Origin of the sequence: Rhodococcus sp. ARC_M5, assembly GCF_022810405.1 — a bacterium.
GTDB lineage: Bacteria > Actinomycetota > Actinomycetes > Mycobacteriales > Mycobacteriaceae > Rhodococcoides > Rhodococcoides navarretei.
Map to the genome: position 1 here is coordinate 199,043 of NZ_JALGQE010000003.1, position 16,505 is coordinate 215,547.

A 16,505-nucleotide genomic window follows, 5' to 3' on the forward strand; every position below is an offset into this window, starting at 1 on the left:
CCATGACCGCAACCATGGACAAGCCCGTCAAGGAACCCACGTTCCAGGGCGTCAGCGCTCGCCGCAAGGCATCCAACCTCTCGGCGACGATCCTCGTCAGCCTCTCGGTGCTGGTGGCCCTCGTCCCGCTGATCTGGGTGCTCTACACGGTGATCTCTCGTGGACTGTCCGCGGTGGTCTCACCCACGTGGTGGCAGAACTCGCAGGCCGGAATCACCCAGTTCATCGCAGGTGGCGGTGCCTACCACGCCATCGTCGGAACGCTCCTGCAAGGACTGTTCTGCGCCGTCATCTCCATCCCGATCGGCGTCTTCGTCGCCATCTACCTCGTCGAGTACGGCGTAGGTACCAAATTGGCCAAGGTCACCACGTTCATGGTCGACATCCTCACCGGTGTGCCGTCCATCGTCGCGGCCCTGTTCATCTACGCGCTGTGGATCGCCACCTTCGGATTCCAGCGATCCGGCCTGGCCGTCGCATTCGCCCTCGTGCTCCTGATGATCCCCGTGATCGTGCGCTCGGCCGAGGAAATGCTGCGCATCGTCCCTCAGGATCTGCGCGAGGCGTCCTACGCGCTCGGTGTGCCGAAGTGGAAGACGATCGCCAAGATCGTCATCCCCACCGCCCTGTCCGGCATCGTCACCGGCATCATGCTCGCCCTGGCCCGCGTGATGGGCGAGACGGCACCGGTGCTGATCCTGGTGGGATCCGCCACCGCTATCAACTTCAACATCTTCGAGGGGCCGCAGACGTCTCTGCCGCTCATGATGGTCGACCTGCAGAAAGCAGGAACCGGCGTGCTCACCGCTGAGCGCATGTGGGGAGCAGCCCTGACGCTGATCCTGATCGTCGCAATACTCAACATCGGCGCGAAGTTGGTCTCGAAGTTCTTCTCGCCCAAGAGCTTCTGACCCACCCGACTCCAGCGAATTCTAAGGAACGAAGAACATGGCAAAGCGTCTCGATCTCAAGGACGTCAACATCTACTACGGCAAGTTCCATGCCGTCTCCGACGTCACTCTGGCCGTACCGCCGCGCAGCGTCACCGCGTTCATCGGACCGTCCGGCTGCGGTAAGTCGACCGTGCTGCGTTCGCTCAACCGCATGCACGAGGTCACCCCCGGTGCCCGCGTCGAAGGTTCGGTGCTGCTCGACGGCGAGGACATCTACGGCGGTGGCGTCGACCCGGTGGGTGTGCGTCGCACCATCGGCATGGTCTTCCAGCGTCCCAACCCGTTCCCGACGATGTCGATCAGGGACAACGTCGTCGCAGGCCTGAAGCTGCAGGGCGGCCGTGGCAAGAAGGAACTCGACGAGATCGCCGAGCGCTCGCTCAAGGGTGCCAATCTCTGGACCGAGGTCAAGGATCGCCTCGACAAGCCCGGTGGCGGCCTCTCCGGTGGACAGCAGCAGCGTCTGTGCATCGCTCGCGCGATCGCCGTCTCGCCCGACGTCCTGCTGATGGACGAGCCGTGCTCGGCCCTCGACCCCATCTCGACCCTCGCGATCGAGGACCTGATCCAGGAACTCAAGCAGGACTTCACGATCGTGATCGTCACGCACAACATGCAGCAGGCCGCCCGGGTCAGCGATCAGACCGGCTTCTTCAACCTCGAGGCGACCGGCAAGCCCGGCAAGCTCATCGAGATCGACGACACCGAGAAGATCTTCTCCAACCCGACGCAGAAGGCCACCGAGGACTACATCTCCGGCCGCTTCGGATAACCCGCACACCGACGAGAGAACCCCCGCAGAGCGAAAGCTCGGCGGGGGTTCTCTCGTTCGTGTCTGCGCTCGTTGCTCCGATACGAAAGCCGAGTAGCGCTGCAGCAGCGCTACTCGGCCTCGATGAGGGTGGTCCTACGAGGTGGGGATGTTGTTGTGGCTCAGGTCGACGGGCAGTTCACCCGTCACCAGGAATATCACTCGACGCCCGACCTCGACGGCATGATCGGCGAACCGTTCGTAGAAGCGTCCCAGCAGGGTCACGTCCACTGCCGCAGCGACGCCGTGGCTCCACTCGCGATCCATCAGCACCGTGAAGAGGTGACGGTGCAGATCGTCCATCGCCTCGTCCTCCTCCTGCAGCTTCGCGGCGCGCTCGGGATCGCGGGTCTCGAGGACCTCGCGGGCCGAAGCACCGATCTGAACGGCGAGGCGACCCATCTCGGCGAAGTACCCGTTGACGACCTCGGGGAGGGCGTGGTTGGGGTGCCTGCGGCGGGTGATCTTGGCGACGTGCAGTGCGAGTGCGCCCATACGGTCGATGTCGGCAACGATCTGAATGCCGGCCACCACCGAACGGAGATCGCCTGCGACCGGAGCCTGCAGGGCGAGAAGCGTGAAGGCCTTCTCCTCGCACACCGCGCTGAGCTCGGTGATCCTGTCGTGTTCGGAAATGACCTGCTCGGCGAGCACCAGGTCTGCTTGAAGGAGGGACTGAGTGGCCTTTTCCATGGCCGCACCAGCCAGGCTCGCCATTTCTCCGAGGAGATCGGCAAGCTCGTTCATCTGTTCGTTGTAGGCGACGCGCATGAGCGAAGTTTAGTAGGTCACACCGACCAGTTCTCTGTCCCGAGGGTTAACGGAGCATGAATGAAGTCAGGCGCACGTGTCGTCGGCGGCGTTGGTGTACGAGAGATCCTCCGGGAGGGGCGCACTCTGGGTGGTGCCTTCCACCTGAGTGGGATCGATTTCGGTACCGAACTCCGTCGGGTACTGGGTGTATCCGGGATAGTTCGAGCCGAGCACGACCTCGACGACATTGTTCAAACTCGGTGCCAGCTCGATGGCAGCGCCGGGGATGGCCGATGCGACCGTCGCCGCAGCGGCTTCCTGATCGGGGGAATAGCGCACCACGGTCTGCGCGGCGGTGCCCGAGAAGTTGCCGACTGCCAGGATCTGGAACCCGTAGACCGCGAGTTCGTCGGATGCCGTCTGAGCCATGCCGGCGATGTCGGAAGCATTGGACACCTGCAGTGAGACGGTTCCCGGATCGACGGCCAACAGCGGGGCGTCGGGAGCGGCGGCAGGTGCGGGCTCTTCGGGAGTGACCGGTTCCGCGCGCTCCTCGCCGGGCAACGGAGCGTCGTCGATGATGGCCCGGAAGATCGCACCGATCGCGTCGTCGTTGGGGATCTCGTTGCCGTAATCGTTGGTTCCGGTGGTGGGGATGGTCAGGAACGTGACCGCCCCCGCGTCCACGTTCTGCAGCGAGCGACCGAGCGTCACCAGATCCTGAGTCTTGACGTTCTCCACGAAGGTGTCCGAGGTGAACGCATTGACGAACCCGTTGAGCTTGCCCGGATCGAGCAACACGTTGTTCGACAGAGCCGACCTGAGCAGTGACGACAGGAAACGTTGCTGTCTCTTGATCCGGCCGTAGTCGCCGTTGCCCTCGGATTCGACGTTGCGCGCCCGAACGTAGTTCAGTGCGGTCCGGCCGTCGACCCGCTGCGTTCCGACGTTGGGGAGGATATTTCCGAGTTCGTAGTCGAACAGGGGTTGCGCGGTGCAGACCTCGACACCACCGACCTCGTCGACCATGGACTCGAACCCGGCGAAGTCCATCCCGACGAAATGCCCGATCCGCAGGCCCGAGATCTTCTGGATGGTCTTGACCAGGCACTTCGGGCCACCGAGGGCATAGGTGGCATTGAGCTTGTCGCCATATGCCTCCGGGAACATCTCCCCGGTGTAGGTATTGGTGTCGTTGTCGAACTGCTCGCACTCGGGGCGGGTCACATCGAGATCTCGCGGGAACGACACGGCGACGACGCGACTGCGATCGGCCGGAATGTTGACGAGCATGATCGTGTCCGAGCGGGCCCCTTCGGCGTCGGCGACGGTGCCCGCACCCACCTCGCCGCTGGCCCCGGTGCGGGTATCGGTACCCACGATCAGGTAGGTCTCGTCTCCGTACTGGCCTGCGGCGTCGACGACGTCGGCCGAATCGGGATCGAGCGCAGCGACCTGGAGAAAGCCCTGGTCGGTGTTGCGGAGATATCCCCACACCACTCCGGTCAGGGCCACCGCCAGGATCGCGACGAGGGAGACAATGCTGCGGCCGATCACCCGCACCCGACGGCGTCGACGTACCCGGCTCATCGCCAATCGCGTCAATGCGGGGCGATCGGCTGTATGCGCGCCCACCGGTTCCGGTGCCGCATGTGGCGGCGGCGGCGTTGGCGGCGTCCGGGTAGGCGAGGGCGTGGAATCGGTGACCGGGGCGATGACCTCGGTCGGCTCTTCGACATCGGGACGGTCGGCCGACACCTCTCGCGTCGATCCCGAGCGTGACATCTTGTCCACCAACTCCGCAACGGAGACGGTATCTGCGTTACGCGGCGATCGTTTGCCGAGCCTGCCGCTGTCACCGGGCTGCGGGGGTGACTCCGAGTCGGGAGTGGCAGGTCGCTCGGAGCGGGGTGGGCGCTGACCGGACCGTCCGATTGCGCCGTTTCGTCCGATTGAGGACAGTGGGCGCTCCCATGGGGCGCGACCCTCGGGCACTGACGGGCCCGACTCTCGATCGTCTCCCACGAATTCGAACCTGGCCTTCCATCACACGCACGCGCCGTCTACTCGGCAATCCAAGCCATAGTACTGACTCGAGCGGCATGGTCCACTCGTGCGAGGTGGGCTGCTGGTCAGCTGCGAATCAGCCGCCGGAATGCATCAGTTCGGCACCGGCGGGGACGCAGACGTCCTCCGGATCGTCGAGCCACCCGTCGGGCAGCGACACAGCGCCCGGTGAACCCTGCCGACCACGGGGGCCCTCGGCGTCCTTGGGAAACGGAACGGTCGGATCGAGTTGTGCCAGAAGATCGTCCAGTTCGGCGAGCGTGGACACCAACGCCATCGAGACGCGGAGGTCCGAGCCCGCAGGAAAACCGCGCAGGTACCAGGACACGTGCTTGCGCAGCTCACGTAGACCCTTGCTCTCACCGTGATGCTCAGCGAGCAGCTCGGCATGTCGAGCGATGATGGTGGCCACCTCGCCGAGGGTGGGTGGAGTGGGCTCGGGCCTGCCGTTCAGGCGGGCACTGAGTTCTGCGAACAGCCAGGGCCGACCGAGGCAACCACGCCCGACGACGACGCCGTCGCACCCGGTCTCCGCCATCATGCGGACCGCGTCGGACGCCGAGAAGATGTCACCGTTGCCCAGTACCGGGATGCCGGAGACATGTTCCTTGAGTCGAGCGATCTCGTTCCAGTCGGCTGTGCCGGAGTAACGCTGCGAGGCGGTTCTGGCGTGCAGCGCCACTGCGGCTGCGCCTTCGTCGGCGGCGATTCGACCTGCATCGAGATGAGTGTGGTGGTTCTCGTCGATACCGACGCGGAACTTGACGGTGACGGGGATGTCGGTGCCCTCGGTCGCCTTGACTGCGGCAGCAACGATGCGACCGAACAGGTTTCGTTTGTAGGGCAGCGCTGCGCCGCCGCCTTTGCGGGTGACCTTCGGAACCGGGCAGCCGAAGTTCATGTCGATGTGATCGGCCAGGTTGTCGTCGACGATCATCTTCGCTGCGGCGTAGGTGGTGTCCGGATCGACGGTGTAGAGCTGCAGCGACCGCGGAGTCTCGGTGGGGCCGAAGGTCGTCATGTGCATCGTGGCCGGCTGCCGTTCGACGAGCGCGCGAGCGGTGACCATCTCGCAGACGTACAGACCCGACGTGCTGCCTGCCCGCTCCAGCTCCTGCTCCCGGCACAGAGTGCGGAAGGCCACGTTGGTGACGCCGGCCATCGGTGCGAGGACGACGGGGCTGCGCAACTCGAGTGAGCCGATCTGCAATGTCATGGAAAACAAGCCTTTGGAACGGAGGGAGAACTGTCAGGAGAAAGAAGCGTGCCCGGCACCGAAGTCGGTACCGGGCACACCAGTCGATCGAAGACTACGACGCGCGTGCTTCGGCCTTCGCGCGTTCGCGGGCGAGGGAGCGATCTCGCATTTCCTCGAACTTGGTGGCCTGACGCTCGAGGTCTTCGAGGAACGCGGCGAGTTCTTCACGCTTGTTCTCACCGCGGGCGGTGAAGTCGTTGCGCTCGAACACGCTCCACTTGCGCAGCACCGGCCAGACGACGTCCTCTAGATGCTGACGCAGGTCGTAGATGCCGTGCTTGGCCATCAGCACACCGTTGCGGCGGAAGTTCGGCATCCCGGCACCTGGCATGACGAAGTTCGTCACGATGTCCGAGACCGCGTCGAGGGTCTGGTCGGGAGCGATGTCCATCGCCGCGCCGGTGATGTTGCGGTAGAAGATCATGTGCAGGTTCTCGTCGGCGGCGATGCGCTGGAGCATGCGGTCGGCGATCGGATCGTCGCAGACCTTGCCGGTGTTGCGGTGCGAGACGCGGGTGGCGAGTTCCTGGAAGGTCACGTACGCGACCGAGTGCAGCAGACCCGTCTGCGAGCCTGCCGGTGAGGCGAACCCGTTGGTCATGTGGATCATGCGGGCTTCTTCGAGGGCGACGGGATCGACGCCGCGGGTGACGACGAGGTAGTCGCGCATGACGATGCCGTGACGGTTCTCCTCGGCGGTCCAGCGGCCGACCCAGGTTCCCCAGGCACCGTCCTGGGAGAAGTTCTCGGCGATCTCACGGTGGTAGGACGGCAGGTTGTCCTCGGTGAGCAGGTTGGTGATCATCGCGGCCTGCGCGACGTCGGAGAGCTTGGACTGCTCCGGGTCGTAGTCCTTGCCGCCGAGTGCGGCGAAGTTCCGACCTTCGTCCCACGGAACGTAATCGTGAGGGTGCCACTCCCGCGCCATCGAAATGTGCCGGTTCACATTGTCCTCGGCAGTGGGCACCAGCTCTTGCAGAAGCTCGAGCTGTGTCAGATCCCTCGCCATTAGATCGCCTCCATAGATTGCGTACGACCGGTCCAGCTTACGGCACCGTAGGTTCGGTGTGAACCTCGTCGCGCCTGTTCACTTGCTGTTCCGGCGGTCGTGGTGTTCGGTGTCGATCGACGCGAAGTGCCCCCGGAGCGTCGATCTTCCGGCCGGCCCTCGCGAATCGACGACCGCTGCAGTTCTTCTTTCACGTCGCTCGATCTCGTCCGATCGTTACGTCCGAGTGTACGTTCCGAACAGGTGTGACCACTGTTACCCGGACGGTGTGTGGTGCCCCCAGTAGGACTCGAACCTACGACCTGCGGATTAAAAGTCCGTAGCTCTACCAACTGAGCTATAGGGGCGCGGCTCGAAAGTGTAACGGGCCGCGCAGCGCCGACGGCATGTACCCCCGACAGTGCTACCGATGGGTCAGCGTCCGAAGCTGCTGCAGCCGTTCGGTGCCGGAATGCCGGCCAGACGGTCGTCGATCCAGGCGTACGCACCGGGTATTCCGGTCACCGCGACAACGAAATGCTCGCCGACGTATTCCTCCAATCGGACGCTCGCGCCGTTGGCGCACCACTCGTCGTACAGGTTCTCGGCCCCTTCCGCGGGTATCCAGAACTCTTGCTGTCCGTGATAGATGAAAACCGGGACGGTCGGTGTCTTGTCTCCACCCATGCGTGTCGACGCGATGATCTGCTCGGCGATCGGCGTCCGATCGACGTCCGGAATATCCGAAAGGGCCTGTGCTGGAATGGGAGCCACCAGGCCTCCAGGGGCGGTGAGATAGATGCACATGTCCTTGGCGATGGTGGCCAGGCGCAGGCCGTTGGCGTTCATCAACGAGAACATCTCGGGATACTCTCGGGCGACGCCGAGTGTGGCCGACAGGAACAGTGTGGAGCCGACCGTCCCGTTGAGCGAATGCAGCAGAATGCGGTAATCGGTGGGTGCACCGCCGAACGCCACGCCGACGAGATTCACGTCCGGGGCGTAGCTGGGAGCCAGCTGCGCGGCCCATCCGGTAGCGATGGCACCTCCGGAGTATCCCGTCGCGGCGATCGGAGACCCTGCAGGCAAGCCCAGTTCGGGCAGTTTCACCATCGCGCGGAGGGAGTCCAGGATGGCGTGGCCCGCCATCGGTCCGGACGCATATCCCTGGCGCGGCCCCTGATGATCGGTGACGACGACGGCGTAGTTCTTCGCCAGGAACGATTGCACCGGAACGATCTCCGGTGCGATTCCGCGCGGGAGGGTCCACGACGGAGCGCAGGTGTTTCCGAGTGAATCGATGGCCATGTTGTACGCCACTACCGGCCGGCTCCCGGGGCCCGTCCATGGAGCCGTGGGCACGATGATCGTGGTGACACCCGCAACCGGCCGATCCTTGGAATCGTTGGTGCGGAACAGGATTTGCGTCGACCTGACGGGGGTGAACAGCGGCCCGACGGTGACGTGTCGAGTTGCCAGGACGGACCCGGGTGGTTGCTGTTCGTAGCCGGCGGGCGGATCGAACCAGGGCTCGCCGAGCGGGGTGGGCAAGTAGAGGGCAGGATCGGGAACAGGGTTCACGAAGTTGCCGATGGGGTCTGCGATCGCCGTGCCGGTTGCCGGGAGCATCAGAAGCGAGACCGCGAAAAGTGTTGTCATGGAACGAAATATTCGGACCGATCCCCTCATGGCATGCACTCGTTTCCGATAAGCAGAGGCGTAAGTGTGATTCGTTTCACACTAAGCTGATGTGATCGCGAGGGATGCGTGAAGCGGCGAAAGTATCGAAAACGTTATCTATTTATCGTTTCGACATCGTTTATGCAACATGCTATTTGGATGTGCTCCTCAAACGTGCGACTGTAAGGCATTGTTGTGCAATAGATTTGACTTGCTAACGAGCTTGCCGAATCAATCTGTCTCGAGACTTGTTACCGGAAAATGTAATTCGGCTTTCAACTGAAAGCGAGGCACGTGCCCGAGACCGTGGGGCGACGCGTCGACGGTTCCGTTCTCGAGGTGCCGATCGGGCGATGCGTGCGCTCTCGGCTTCGGATCCGGTGCCGACACTGGTTGTCGTAGTGGAGGCCCGATAGGAGCAGGTGGTTGTCGGTGGGCGGTGCCACGGCGGTGAAGCGGCTCGAGTGCGCACCCCCTGCAGCGCACTCGAGCCGCGCAGATCGTACCATCCGGCTTGTTTCTGTTCGCTAACCGATTTTTCTGTCGGCTGCGGTGGCCGAAGCGAACCGCAGGTGAGTCGACTCGAGTGTCGTTCGGGTGAAGTACTCTCTATCTGTACTACCTGTGGATACGCAGGGCGCTTGGGCTCGGAGGCACGGAGTAAATGGCACAACAAGAGCGCGCACGGCGGACCCGGGCGGCCATCGTAGAGGCGGCGGCGGCGGAGTTCGCAAAGCGTGGATACGCAGCGGCATCCGTCAACACCATCTTGGAGGGCTCCAATGCCACCAAGGGTGCGATGTATTTCCATTTCCAGTCGAAGGAAGATCTGGCCAGAGCGGTGCTCGGGGCCGGGCTGGATCGGTACGTCGCCATCACGGAGAAGTGGGCCGACACCACGGCGCATCCCTTCTACGTCATTCGCGGCATCGTGGACGACATAGCGCAGAACTTCCAGAACGACGTGATCGTGCGCGCCGAATTCCGGCTCATAGTCGAGCCGGAGTTCTATGCGGAGGTTCATTCGGGCGGCGGTCGCGTCTGGGGCGCTCAGGGGCACAAGCAGGCAGAGCGCGCTCTGGCGATGGGCGATCTCAAGCCGGAGTTCGACGCAGCCAAGTTCGTCCGAGTGTTGGCTGCGTCGATGGCCGGTCAGCGTTACATGTCGGATCTGGTCGCAGACAACGCCGATCTGCGTGAGCGGTTCGAGGAGTCCGTCGAGGTCGTTCTCCTCGCGATGGCGTCGGAGCGTTGGCTCTCCGAATTCAAACTGCACGGGTGGGAGCATTTCGGCGAAAACTGCGCGAAAACCAGCTCTGACCTGCCGGTTTGAGATTTACAGCGAAAGTGTCCTAAGCTATCCCAGCTCCCAACGGAACGCCGTTGAGGGTAACGTCGAAGCAGTTCGGCGGGCCCCCTTCGTCTAGCGGCCTAGGACGCCGCCCTTTCAAGGCGGTAGCGCGGGTTCGAATCCCGTAGGGGGTACGTAGGAAAGATCGGATTGACAATCCGATCTGCAGTAAGCATTCTCCATCTCGCTCCTGGCGAGGCGTTGATTTGCAGTTCGGAGAGTTGTTGCGCTAGAAATAGCGCGGCAACAACAGCAAGGCCCTGTGGCGCAGTTGGTTAGCGCGCCGCCCTGTCACGGCGGAGGTCGCGGGTTCGAGTCCCGTCAGGGTCGCAACATCGGTGCGAAAGTACCGACATTGCGATGGCATTGTTTCACCGGTGCCGCCCGGCCAGGTAGCTCAGTTGGTACGAGCGTCCGCCTGAAAAGCGGAAGGTCGCCGGTTCGATCCCGGCCCTGGCCACTCTCGGTGTTGGATCGACAGGCACCTGGGATCGACAAGAACGACGACAGCCCCTTCTGGATCTCCGGAAGGGGCTTTTTCGTGTTCACGCGTTATTGTCGACGCGTGGACGTGATCGAGCGAGCGCAAGAGGATCTGGCGCGAGGAGACAACATCGCGGCCCGGGATCGCCTGGTCTCCGCCCTGGCTCGAAACCCGGCGTCGCCCGGCATTCTCGAACTGCTCGCGTACACGCACCTGGTGCTCGGCGATCGTGCCGCAGCCGGAGCGGCCTGGTTCCTCACCGACATCTCCGACGACGACCCGACGGCGTCTGCCGCCTTCGCGGCGTTGGAGAGGCAGTACCGGTCGCCGTTGGCACTGGCGCAGGCTCTGCCCATCCACGCACCCTCCGACTGGTACCCCACCCATGCTCGGCTTCGGCTCGAACGGCTCGGAGCCTCGATCGAAGCCAACGGTCAGCGATGGGTGCCACCGCGAGACGTCGTCTACTTCGACGAGGACGGGCTGGACTCGGACGACTTCTACGGCTCGGACGGCGATCAGGACGACTCCGAGTACGACCGCACGGGGTCGAGTTACCGAACGGTGCGTCAGCGTGCGATCGCGGCGACCATCGTCATTGCCATAGCGGCCACCTCGGCATCGGTGGTGCTGGCTCTCGTGTTCGGGTGACACCCGGTTCCGAGAAGAACCGCTCGACGCCGAGCGTAGAGTCGCGAAAGAATTTCTGGCCGACGATCGAGGGTGACGGGTATTCATGGGCACAGCGAACGGCGCAGCGTCACCCGCTCCGCGAGACGACAACTACGCCGTCAATCTCGAACAGGCGAGGGTGTTCGCACGGGGACTGGCCGAACACATCGAGACGTGTTCGGCATCCATCGAGCGGGCGCAATCCAGGGCATTTCGAGCTCGCGCGGAACGCGCCGAAGCTCGTGCCCGAGCGTTCGAGTCCGAGGCGTCGACGCTCAGAACCGAACTGTACGAAATGTACCGACACATCGATGCAATGACGGCCCGCTTCCCGGAGCTGCGGACCGATCCGTCCGTGCGAGGGTAGGTACCTCGGGGATCAGAGGGCTGCGGAGTCGGTGACCAAGCCGAAGGTCGCCTCTGCGCCACGACGGCCGAGTGCCGAGCCCCACACCTCGTACACCGCGTCGGTGGCCGAGGTTCGCTCGATATCGCGGCCCTCTGCGACGGTGATGAGCGTGCGCGAGAGCTCGAACAGGCTGACCCGGTGATTTCTCGCGGTCGTGAACAGCTCTTCGATGGCGTCGGCGACGGATCCACCGTGGATGCCGATCAGCACTCCGGTTGCGATGTCGACGTCGGTGCGAGATGCAGGCGAATCGGGCAGTCTGTCGGTCATCTTTTTCCTCGAGATGGTGTGGTCGGTGCGGATGACCGAAGCGGATCCTGGCGTCGAGCGGCTTCACTGTCTCACACGGACATGACATTTCATACCGTCGGTTTTGCCCGCACGTGCATTCGCTCACCCTGCGGTCCGAACAAGCTCAGAAGCTCCACAGGCCGGTTGCCGACGGCACCGAACCAGTGCGGCACACGAGTGTCGAATTCGGCTGCCTCACCGGCCTTCATCGTCAGATCGTGCTCGCCGAGAATCAGGCGCAGGGTGCCGTCGAGGACGTAGAACCATTCGTAGCCTTCGTGCGTGCGCGGACGCGGCTCCGAGTCCTCGGGGCGGACCACGAGCTTGTACGCCTGCAGGCCGCCGGGACGCAGCGTCAACGGAAGGATGGTGACGTTCTCACGAACCGTGGCGGTGGTGCGCACCCTCGGGTCGGCGACGGGTGGCGCAGTCACCAGATCGTCGAGGGCCATCTGGTGGGCTCGCGCGATCGGCCACAGAAGTTCGAGGCTGGGCTTGCGGTCACCGGATTCGAGCCTCGAGAGCGTGCTGATCGAAATTCCCGTGGTCTCGGACAGCGACGCCAAGGTGGTGTTCTTCTCCATCCTGATGCGCTTGAGGCGGGGACCGAGGCCCGCAATGACTTCGTCCAGGCTGGTGACCGATTCCTTCATACCCCTATTGCAGTTTCAGCAATCGGATTTGTCAAGTGTGGAAATAGTGACTCGGCCGAAAACGGCCCGTGCAGGACGGCAGGCGGCACATACTCGATCGATGACCGGTCGTTCGGGGACCACATTTCGCAGCGTCGTGATCCGTGATGCCTACGGCAGTCCTGCATCCGAGGCATTCATGGTCGTCGCCATCGCGACCATCCTGATCACCAGGGCCTATCTGGAGTTGACCAACTATCCCCAGGTGGGTGGTAAGTCGCTGCACATCGCTCACGCCCTGTACGGCGGAGCGGCGATGATGTTCGCACTTCTCGTCGGATGGATGTTCGTCGGTTTCGGCGTTCGGGTGTTCACCGTGCTGCTCGGCGGTATCGGATTCGGACTGTTCCTCGACGAAGTCGGCAAATTCGTCACCAAGGACAACGACTATTTCTACGGCCCCTCGTCGGAGATCATGTACGTCCTGGTGGTCCTGCTGTTGGTGTTCAGCAGGATCGTCCGCGAGTTCCGCCGGCCCTCGGTCGAAGAATCGCTGGCCAACGCGGCTGCCATCGCCGCCGACGGCGTCGCGCACGGCCTACCCGAGCATCGACGCGATTGGGCGCTACGGATGGTGGCACGAGCAGAGGCCGAGGGAGCCGATGCGAACACCGTGGCCGGGATCAGGCTGCTGCTCGGCAATTGTCGCCGGTCGAGGTCTCGCACCCACGCGCTCCGCAACGCCGTTCCCCGGCTCGTCCCGGCCTTCATCACCAGCGCCCGGTGGGTTCCCGTCGTCGGTTGGGGATTGGTTCTGGTCTCCGGGGCCGGCGTGGGGTTCGGAATCGTCGAACTCGTCATCGGCGAACTGCACATCGACCGACGGGACCTGGCGATCGACGTCGACGGAATGGGAATCGCCAGTGGAATCCTGTTCGTCAGTGCCTGCCTCACCTTCGCCACGGCGCTGCCGGCGATGCTGAGGTTGCGTGCGGACGGGGCGCTCTGGCCGCTGCGCATCCTCCGTGTCTCCGCGTTGATCTTCACTCTGCTCAACGCTCTCGTGGACTTCGCTCAGGAGGGATTCGCCGCGCTGGTGAACGTGGCGATCGGACTGTTCGCGCTCGCGGTCATCTCCCATCGAATCACCGTCCGCACGGTCGAGATCAACTCGGAATCTGGAGTGCTGCAGGAGGGTCGAGTCTCCGATCACTCTCGAATCGGCGAACCAGGCCACTGAGCGGATCGACGAATTCGATCGAGCGTGCCAGCAGGCGGAGCGGGTCGGAGTAGTCGTCGTCGGCGACCTCACGGAACGTGGGGTAGAAGTTGTCGCCGACGATCGGAATACCCAACGAGCACAGATGAAGCCGAAGTTGATGAGTCTTCCCGGTTCGCGGATGCAATCGATACAGGCCGTGGGATCCGACGGTGTCGACCAGATCCACGAGTGTCTCGGCGTTGGGCTCGCCCGGTACCTCTCGGGCCTGAAGAACGCCGCGCTCCTTGATGATTCGGCTGCGCACCGTCAACGGGAGATCGAGATCCCGGGCGAGTGGGGCGATCGCGTCGTACTGCTTGGTGATGGTGCGTTGAGCGAACAGCTCTTGGTACGGCCGGCGGGCCTGCTGCCTGACGGTGAACACCAGAACCCCGGCGGTGAGTCGATCCAGCCGATGCGCCGGGCTCAGCTCCGGCAGGTCGAACCGGCGTCGAAGCAGGACCAGGGCCGATCGCGCGATATACGCGCCGCGCGGGGTGGTGGCCAGGAAATGAGGCTTGTCGACCACCAGTAGATTCTCGTCGCGATGGAGGATGTCGAGGGAGAACGGCACCGTCGGCTCCACCGGTGGGTCGCGGTAGAGGTAGATGTCCGCGCGTGGTCTCGCCACCGTTGCCGAATCGACGGGTACGCCTGCCGCGTCGACGATCTCGCCGCAGGCGACCTTCTCGGTCAGCCTGGCCGCGTCCTGCGGGAACCGGGCGCACAGGTACTCGAGCACCGTCGCTCCGGTCGCGACGTCGGGCATCCGCACCCGAGTGGGATCGAGACCGTCGCGCAAGGGAAGGGGAGCGGCGGGCATATGTCGACTCTAATCGTCGGGGCATGGAAACACCCCGGTCGGAATTCCCGACCGGGGTGTGGACTGCGGTAGAACTCTTCGGGTCCGAGCTAGATGGTGACGACCATCTTGCCGGTGTTCTCGCCCTTCATCAGTCCGATGAACGCCGAGGGAGCGTTGTCGAGACCGTCGACGACCGTCTCGTCGAATTCGATTGCGCCACTGCCGAGCCACTCGGTCATCTTCGCGCGGAACTCATCGGTGAGGTGCGAGTAGGAACCGACGATGAACCCCTTGAGTGTCAGCTCCTTGCCGATGGCCAGCGCGAGGTTGCGCGGTGCCGGTGTCGGTTCGGTCGAGTTGTACTGAGCGATGGCTCCGCACATGGCAATTCGGCCGAACTTGTTCATCGAACCGATGGCGGCTTCGAGGTGCTCGCCGCCGACGTTGTCGAAGTACACGTCGATGCCGTCCGGTGCCGCCTTGCGGAGCTGCTCGGCAACCGGACCGTCGTGGTAATCGAACGCTGCGTCGAAACCGAGCTCGAGCAGGCGGGCGACCTTGGCGGGCGATCCGGCACTGCCGATGACGCGAGAAGCACCGAGCGCCTTGGCGATCTGGCCGACGAGCGACCCGACTGCCCCGGCAGCGCCGGAGACGAACACAACGTCACCCTCCTTGAACGAGGCGACGTCGGTCAGTCCGGCGTACGCCGTCGTGCCGGTCATTCCCAGTGCGCTCAGGTAGGCGGACGCCTTCGCGGCCGAGAGATCGACCTTGCTTGCGGCGTTCGCCGGGACGATGGCGAGGTCGCGCCAGCCCTTGCCGTGCACAACCGCGTCGCCGACCGCGAATTCGTCGGCCTTGGACTCGACGACCTCACCGACCGCGCCGCCGTCGAGTGGGGCGTCGAGCTGGAACGGCGGTACATAGGACTTGACGTCGTTCATCCGACCACGCATGTACGGATCGACGGACATCACGATGTTGCGGACGAGGATCTGCCCATCCGCGAGTTCGGGGAGTTCGATGACCTCCGCGCGAAAGTTGTCTTCGGTCGGCCAGCCTTCTGGGCGGGACGCGAGGTGAATTTCGTGTGCCTTCATGGTGTTTCCTCTTACTCGTCTTCGGTGACGGTGACGGTGACGTCGATGTTGCCGCGGGTGGCGTTGGAGTACGGGCAGACCTGGTGGGCCTTGTCGGCCAGGGCCTGGGCGTTCTCGCGGCTCAGGTTCGGCAGAGTCACCTCGAGGGTGACGGCGAGCTGGAAGCCGCCGTTGTCGTTGGGGCCGATGTCGACGCGAGCGCCGACGGCCGAATCGGTGACGTCGGCCTTGTCCTGGCGCGCCACCATCTGCAGTGCGGAGTGGAAGCACGCGGCATAGCCGGCAGCGAAGAGCTGCTCGGGGTTGGTGCCGTTGCCGCTGCCGCCCATGGCCTCCGGGATGGCGAGGTCGAGATCGAGGCGTCCGTCGGAGGTGCGGGCGTGGCCGTTGCGGCCCTCTCCGGTCGCGAGAGCTTCGGCGGTGTAGATGGTCTTCATGATTCTCCTTCTGTCGTGCTCGAATCGGTGTGATGCAGAGCGCTCGTCAATGCGTCGAGCGACTCTTTGAGCTTGACGAGATCGTCGACGTTCATGCCGGTTTTCTCGGCGAGCTTGCGTGGAATGTCGAGTGCGCGTGCGCGCATGGCGCTTCCGGTCTCGGTGAGGTGGATCTCGACGCGGCGTTCGTCGGTGCTCAGTCGTCGACGCTCGATGAAGCCGAGACCTTCGAGTCGCTTGAGCATCGGCGACAGTGTGCCGGTGTCCAGGTCGAGTTCGGCGCAGATGTCCTTGACGCCGCGCCCGTCCTTCTCCCACAGCACCAGCAGTACGAGGTACTGCGGGTACGTGACGCCGAGCTCGTCGAGCATCGGGCGATACACCGCGGTGGTAGCCCGCGAAGCGGAGTACAGCGCGAAGCACACCTGGCGATCGAGTGCGAGTTCGTTGGTCACGTCCAGAACAGTAGTGCACGGTTAAGTTGTGCGCAACCTACCTGTTCCATGTGAGCGGAACTTCGTAGTGGACTACGAAGTTCCATGCACGTGGG

The 16,505-nt window shown here is 63.9% G+C and carries 17 protein-coding genes and 4 tRNA genes; 9 read left to right on the top strand and 12 right to left on the bottom strand.

The features are described from left to right. Nucleotides 1–2 precede the first annotated feature (2 nt). Together pstA and pstB are read left to right on the top strand one after the other, a co-directional pair. Nucleotides 3–911, top strand: a complete 909-nt coding sequence (gene pstA / locus MTX34_RS06420) for a phosphate ABC transporter permease PstA (RefSeq protein WP_243608819.1) — start codon at nt 3–5, stop codon at nt 909–911. A 37-nt stretch (nt 912–948) separates the two neighbouring features. Further along, a complete protein-coding gene (gene pstB, locus MTX34_RS06425; protein WP_121870781.1) occupies nt 949–1,725 on the top strand; it encodes a phosphate ABC transporter ATP-binding protein PstB in 777 nt (258 codons plus the stop codon). A 135-nt stretch (nt 1,726–1,860) separates the two neighbouring features. On the opposite strand, the gene phoU is transcribed toward pstB, so the two are convergent. The 6 genes from phoU to MTX34_RS06455 all read right to left on the bottom strand — a co-directional run bounded on the left by phoU (nt 1,861) and on the right by MTX34_RS06455 (nt 8,519). Beyond that, a complete protein-coding gene (gene phoU / locus MTX34_RS06430) occupies nt 1,861–2,535 on the bottom strand; it encodes a phosphate signaling complex protein PhoU (RefSeq protein WP_094639310.1) in 675 nt (224 codons plus the stop codon). 66 nt (nt 2,536–2,601) lie between these two features. Beyond that, nucleotides 2,602–4,542 (bottom strand): LCP family protein, encoded by a 1,941-nt coding sequence (locus MTX34_RS06435; RefSeq protein WP_243608820.1) that lies wholly within the window; start codon nt 4,540–4,542, stop codon nt 2,602–2,604. A gap of 118 nt (nt 4,543–4,660) precedes the next feature. Next, entirely contained in the window at nt 4,661–5,800 is a 1,140-nt protein-coding gene (gene dusB / locus MTX34_RS06440) for a tRNA dihydrouridine synthase DusB (protein WP_243593820.1), read from the bottom strand. A gap of 94 nt (nt 5,801–5,894) precedes the next feature. Next, nucleotides 5,895–6,851 (bottom strand): acyl-ACP desaturase, encoded by a 957-nt coding sequence (locus MTX34_RS06445; protein WP_032381649.1) that lies wholly within the window; start codon nt 6,849–6,851, stop codon nt 5,895–5,897. Between the two features lie 271 nt (nt 6,852–7,122). After that, nucleotides 7,123–7,198 (bottom strand) — tRNA-Lys (locus MTX34_RS06450). A gap of 67 nt (nt 7,199–7,265) precedes the next feature. After that, a complete protein-coding gene (locus MTX34_RS06455) occupies nt 7,266–8,519 on the bottom strand; it encodes a lipase family protein (protein ID WP_374230233.1) in 1,254 nt (417 codons plus the stop codon). Nucleotides 8,520–9,174: 655 nt separating this feature from the next. On the opposite strand from MTX34_RS06455, the gene MTX34_RS06460 reads away from it, so the two are divergent. The 6 genes from MTX34_RS06460 to MTX34_RS06485 all read left to right on the top strand — a co-directional run bounded on the left by MTX34_RS06460 (nt 9,175) and on the right by MTX34_RS06485 (nt 11,384). After that, nucleotides 9,175–9,843 (top strand): TetR/AcrR family transcriptional regulator, encoded by a 669-nt coding sequence (locus tag MTX34_RS06460; RefSeq protein WP_243608821.1) that lies wholly within the window; start codon nt 9,175–9,177, stop codon nt 9,841–9,843. 79 nt (nt 9,844–9,922) lie between these two features. Continuing rightward, a tRNA-Glu gene (locus MTX34_RS06465) sits at nt 9,923–9,995 on the top strand. A gap of 122 nt (nt 9,996–10,117) precedes the next feature. Continuing rightward, nucleotides 10,118–10,191: transfer RNA gene (locus MTX34_RS06470), tRNA-Asp, on the top strand. Nucleotides 10,192–10,247: 56 nt separating this feature from the next. Beyond that, a tRNA-Phe gene (locus MTX34_RS06475) sits at nt 10,248–10,321 on the top strand. Nucleotides 10,322–10,426: 105 nt separating this feature from the next. Beyond that, nucleotides 10,427–10,996: a DUF6584 family protein gene (locus tag MTX34_RS06480; RefSeq protein ID WP_243593817.1), complete on the top strand. Its 570-nt coding sequence runs from the start codon at nt 10,427–10,429 to the stop codon at nt 10,994–10,996. Between the two features lie 85 nt (nt 10,997–11,081). Beyond that, complete coding sequence (locus tag MTX34_RS06485; RefSeq protein WP_243593816.1) at nt 11,082–11,384, top strand: hypothetical protein; 303 nt, start codon at nt 11,082–11,084, stop codon at nt 11,382–11,384. A gap of 12 nt (nt 11,385–11,396) precedes the next feature. Here the strand turns inward: MTX34_RS06485 and MTX34_RS06490 are convergent, their stop codons facing one another. Both MTX34_RS06490 and MTX34_RS06495 read right to left on the bottom strand, forming a co-directional pair. Further along, a complete protein-coding gene (locus MTX34_RS06490; RefSeq protein ID WP_243593815.1) occupies nt 11,397–11,696 on the bottom strand; it encodes an ANTAR domain-containing protein in 300 nt (99 codons plus the stop codon). Between the two features lie 89 nt (nt 11,697–11,785). After that, entirely contained in the window at nt 11,786–12,370 is a 585-nt protein-coding gene (locus tag MTX34_RS06495; protein ID WP_243593814.1) for a helix-turn-helix domain-containing protein, read from the bottom strand. A 100-nt stretch (nt 12,371–12,470) separates the two neighbouring features. On the opposite strand from MTX34_RS06495, the gene MTX34_RS06500 reads away from it, so the two are divergent. Then, nucleotides 12,471–13,589 (top strand): hypothetical protein, encoded by a 1,119-nt coding sequence (locus MTX34_RS06500; RefSeq protein WP_243608822.1) that lies wholly within the window; start codon nt 12,471–12,473, stop codon nt 13,587–13,589. Here MTX34_RS06500 and MTX34_RS06505 read toward each other — a convergent pair. From MTX34_RS06505 to MTX34_RS06520, 4 genes are all read right to left on the bottom strand, one after another. Beyond that, nucleotides 13,516–14,433, bottom strand: coding sequence for a pseudouridine synthase (locus tag MTX34_RS06505; protein ID WP_243608823.1), 918 nt, complete (start codon nt 14,431–14,433; stop codon nt 13,516–13,518). The two genes, MTX34_RS06500 and MTX34_RS06505, sit on opposite strands and share 74 nt — an antisense overlap. Nucleotides 14,434–14,522: 89 nt before the next feature. Then, nucleotides 14,523–15,518 (bottom strand): NADP-dependent oxidoreductase, encoded by a 996-nt coding sequence (locus tag MTX34_RS06510; RefSeq protein ID WP_243608824.1) that lies wholly within the window; start codon nt 15,516–15,518, stop codon nt 14,523–14,525. Between the two features lie 11 nt (nt 15,519–15,529). Then, nucleotides 15,530–15,955 carry an organic hydroperoxide resistance protein gene (locus tag MTX34_RS06515; RefSeq protein WP_243608825.1) on the bottom strand — a complete coding sequence of 142 codons (426 nt, stop codon included), beginning with the start codon at nt 15,953–15,955 and terminating at the stop codon, nt 15,530–15,532. After that, nucleotides 15,952–16,410 (bottom strand): MarR family winged helix-turn-helix transcriptional regulator, encoded by a 459-nt coding sequence (locus MTX34_RS06520; protein ID WP_243608826.1) that lies wholly within the window; start codon nt 16,408–16,410, stop codon nt 15,952–15,954. The genes MTX34_RS06515 and MTX34_RS06520 overlap by 4 nt, the downstream gene beginning before the upstream one ends. Nucleotides 16,411–16,505 lie beyond the last annotated feature (95 nt).

Bases quoted from the DNA above. Each gene is read 5' to 3' on its own strand.
- MTX34_RS06445 (WP_032381649.1), bottom strand. From the start codon at position 6,851: ATGGCGAGGGATCTGACACAGCTCGAGCTTCTGCAAGAGCTGGTGCCC.
- MTX34_RS06460 (WP_243608821.1), top strand. From the start codon at position 9,175: ATGGCACAACAAGAGCGCGCACGGCGGACCCGGGCGGCCATCGTAGAG.
- MTX34_RS06495 (WP_243593814.1), bottom strand. From the start codon at position 12,370: ATGAAGGAATCGGTCACCAGCCTGGACGAAGTCATTGCGGGCCTCGGT.
- MTX34_RS06455 (WP_374230233.1), bottom strand. From the start codon at position 8,519: ATGAGGGGATCGGTCCGAATATTTCGTTCCATGACAACACTTTTCGCG.
- phoU (WP_094639310.1), bottom strand. From the start codon at position 2,535: ATGCGCGTCGCCTACAACGAACAGATGAACGAGCTTGCCGATCTCCTC.
- pstA (WP_243608819.1), top strand. From the start codon at position 3: ATGACCGCAACCATGGACAAGCCCGTCAAGGAACCCACGTTCCAGGGC.
- MTX34_RS06510 (WP_243608824.1), bottom strand. From the start codon at position 15,518: ATGAAGGCACACGAAATTCACCTCGCGTCCCGCCCAGAAGGCTGGCCG.
- pstB (WP_121870781.1), top strand. From the start codon at position 949: ATGGCAAAGCGTCTCGATCTCAAGGACGTCAACATCTACTACGGCAAG.
- MTX34_RS06505 (WP_243608823.1), bottom strand. From the start codon at position 14,433: ATGCCCGCCGCTCCCCTTCCCTTGCGCGACGGTCTCGATCCCACTCGG.
- MTX34_RS06500 (WP_243608822.1), top strand. From the start codon at position 12,471: ATGACCGGTCGTTCGGGGACCACATTTCGCAGCGTCGTGATCCGTGAT.
- dusB (WP_243593820.1), bottom strand. From the start codon at position 5,800: ATGACATTGCAGATCGGCTCACTCGAGTTGCGCAGCCCCGTCGTCCTC.
- MTX34_RS06515 (WP_243608825.1), bottom strand. From the start codon at position 15,955: ATGAAGACCATCTACACCGCCGAAGCTCTCGCGACCGGAGAGGGCCGC.
- MTX34_RS06485 (WP_243593816.1), top strand. From the start codon at position 11,082: ATGGGCACAGCGAACGGCGCAGCGTCACCCGCTCCGCGAGACGACAAC.
- MTX34_RS06490 (WP_243593815.1), bottom strand. From the start codon at position 11,696: ATGACCGACAGACTGCCCGATTCGCCTGCATCTCGCACCGACGTCGAC.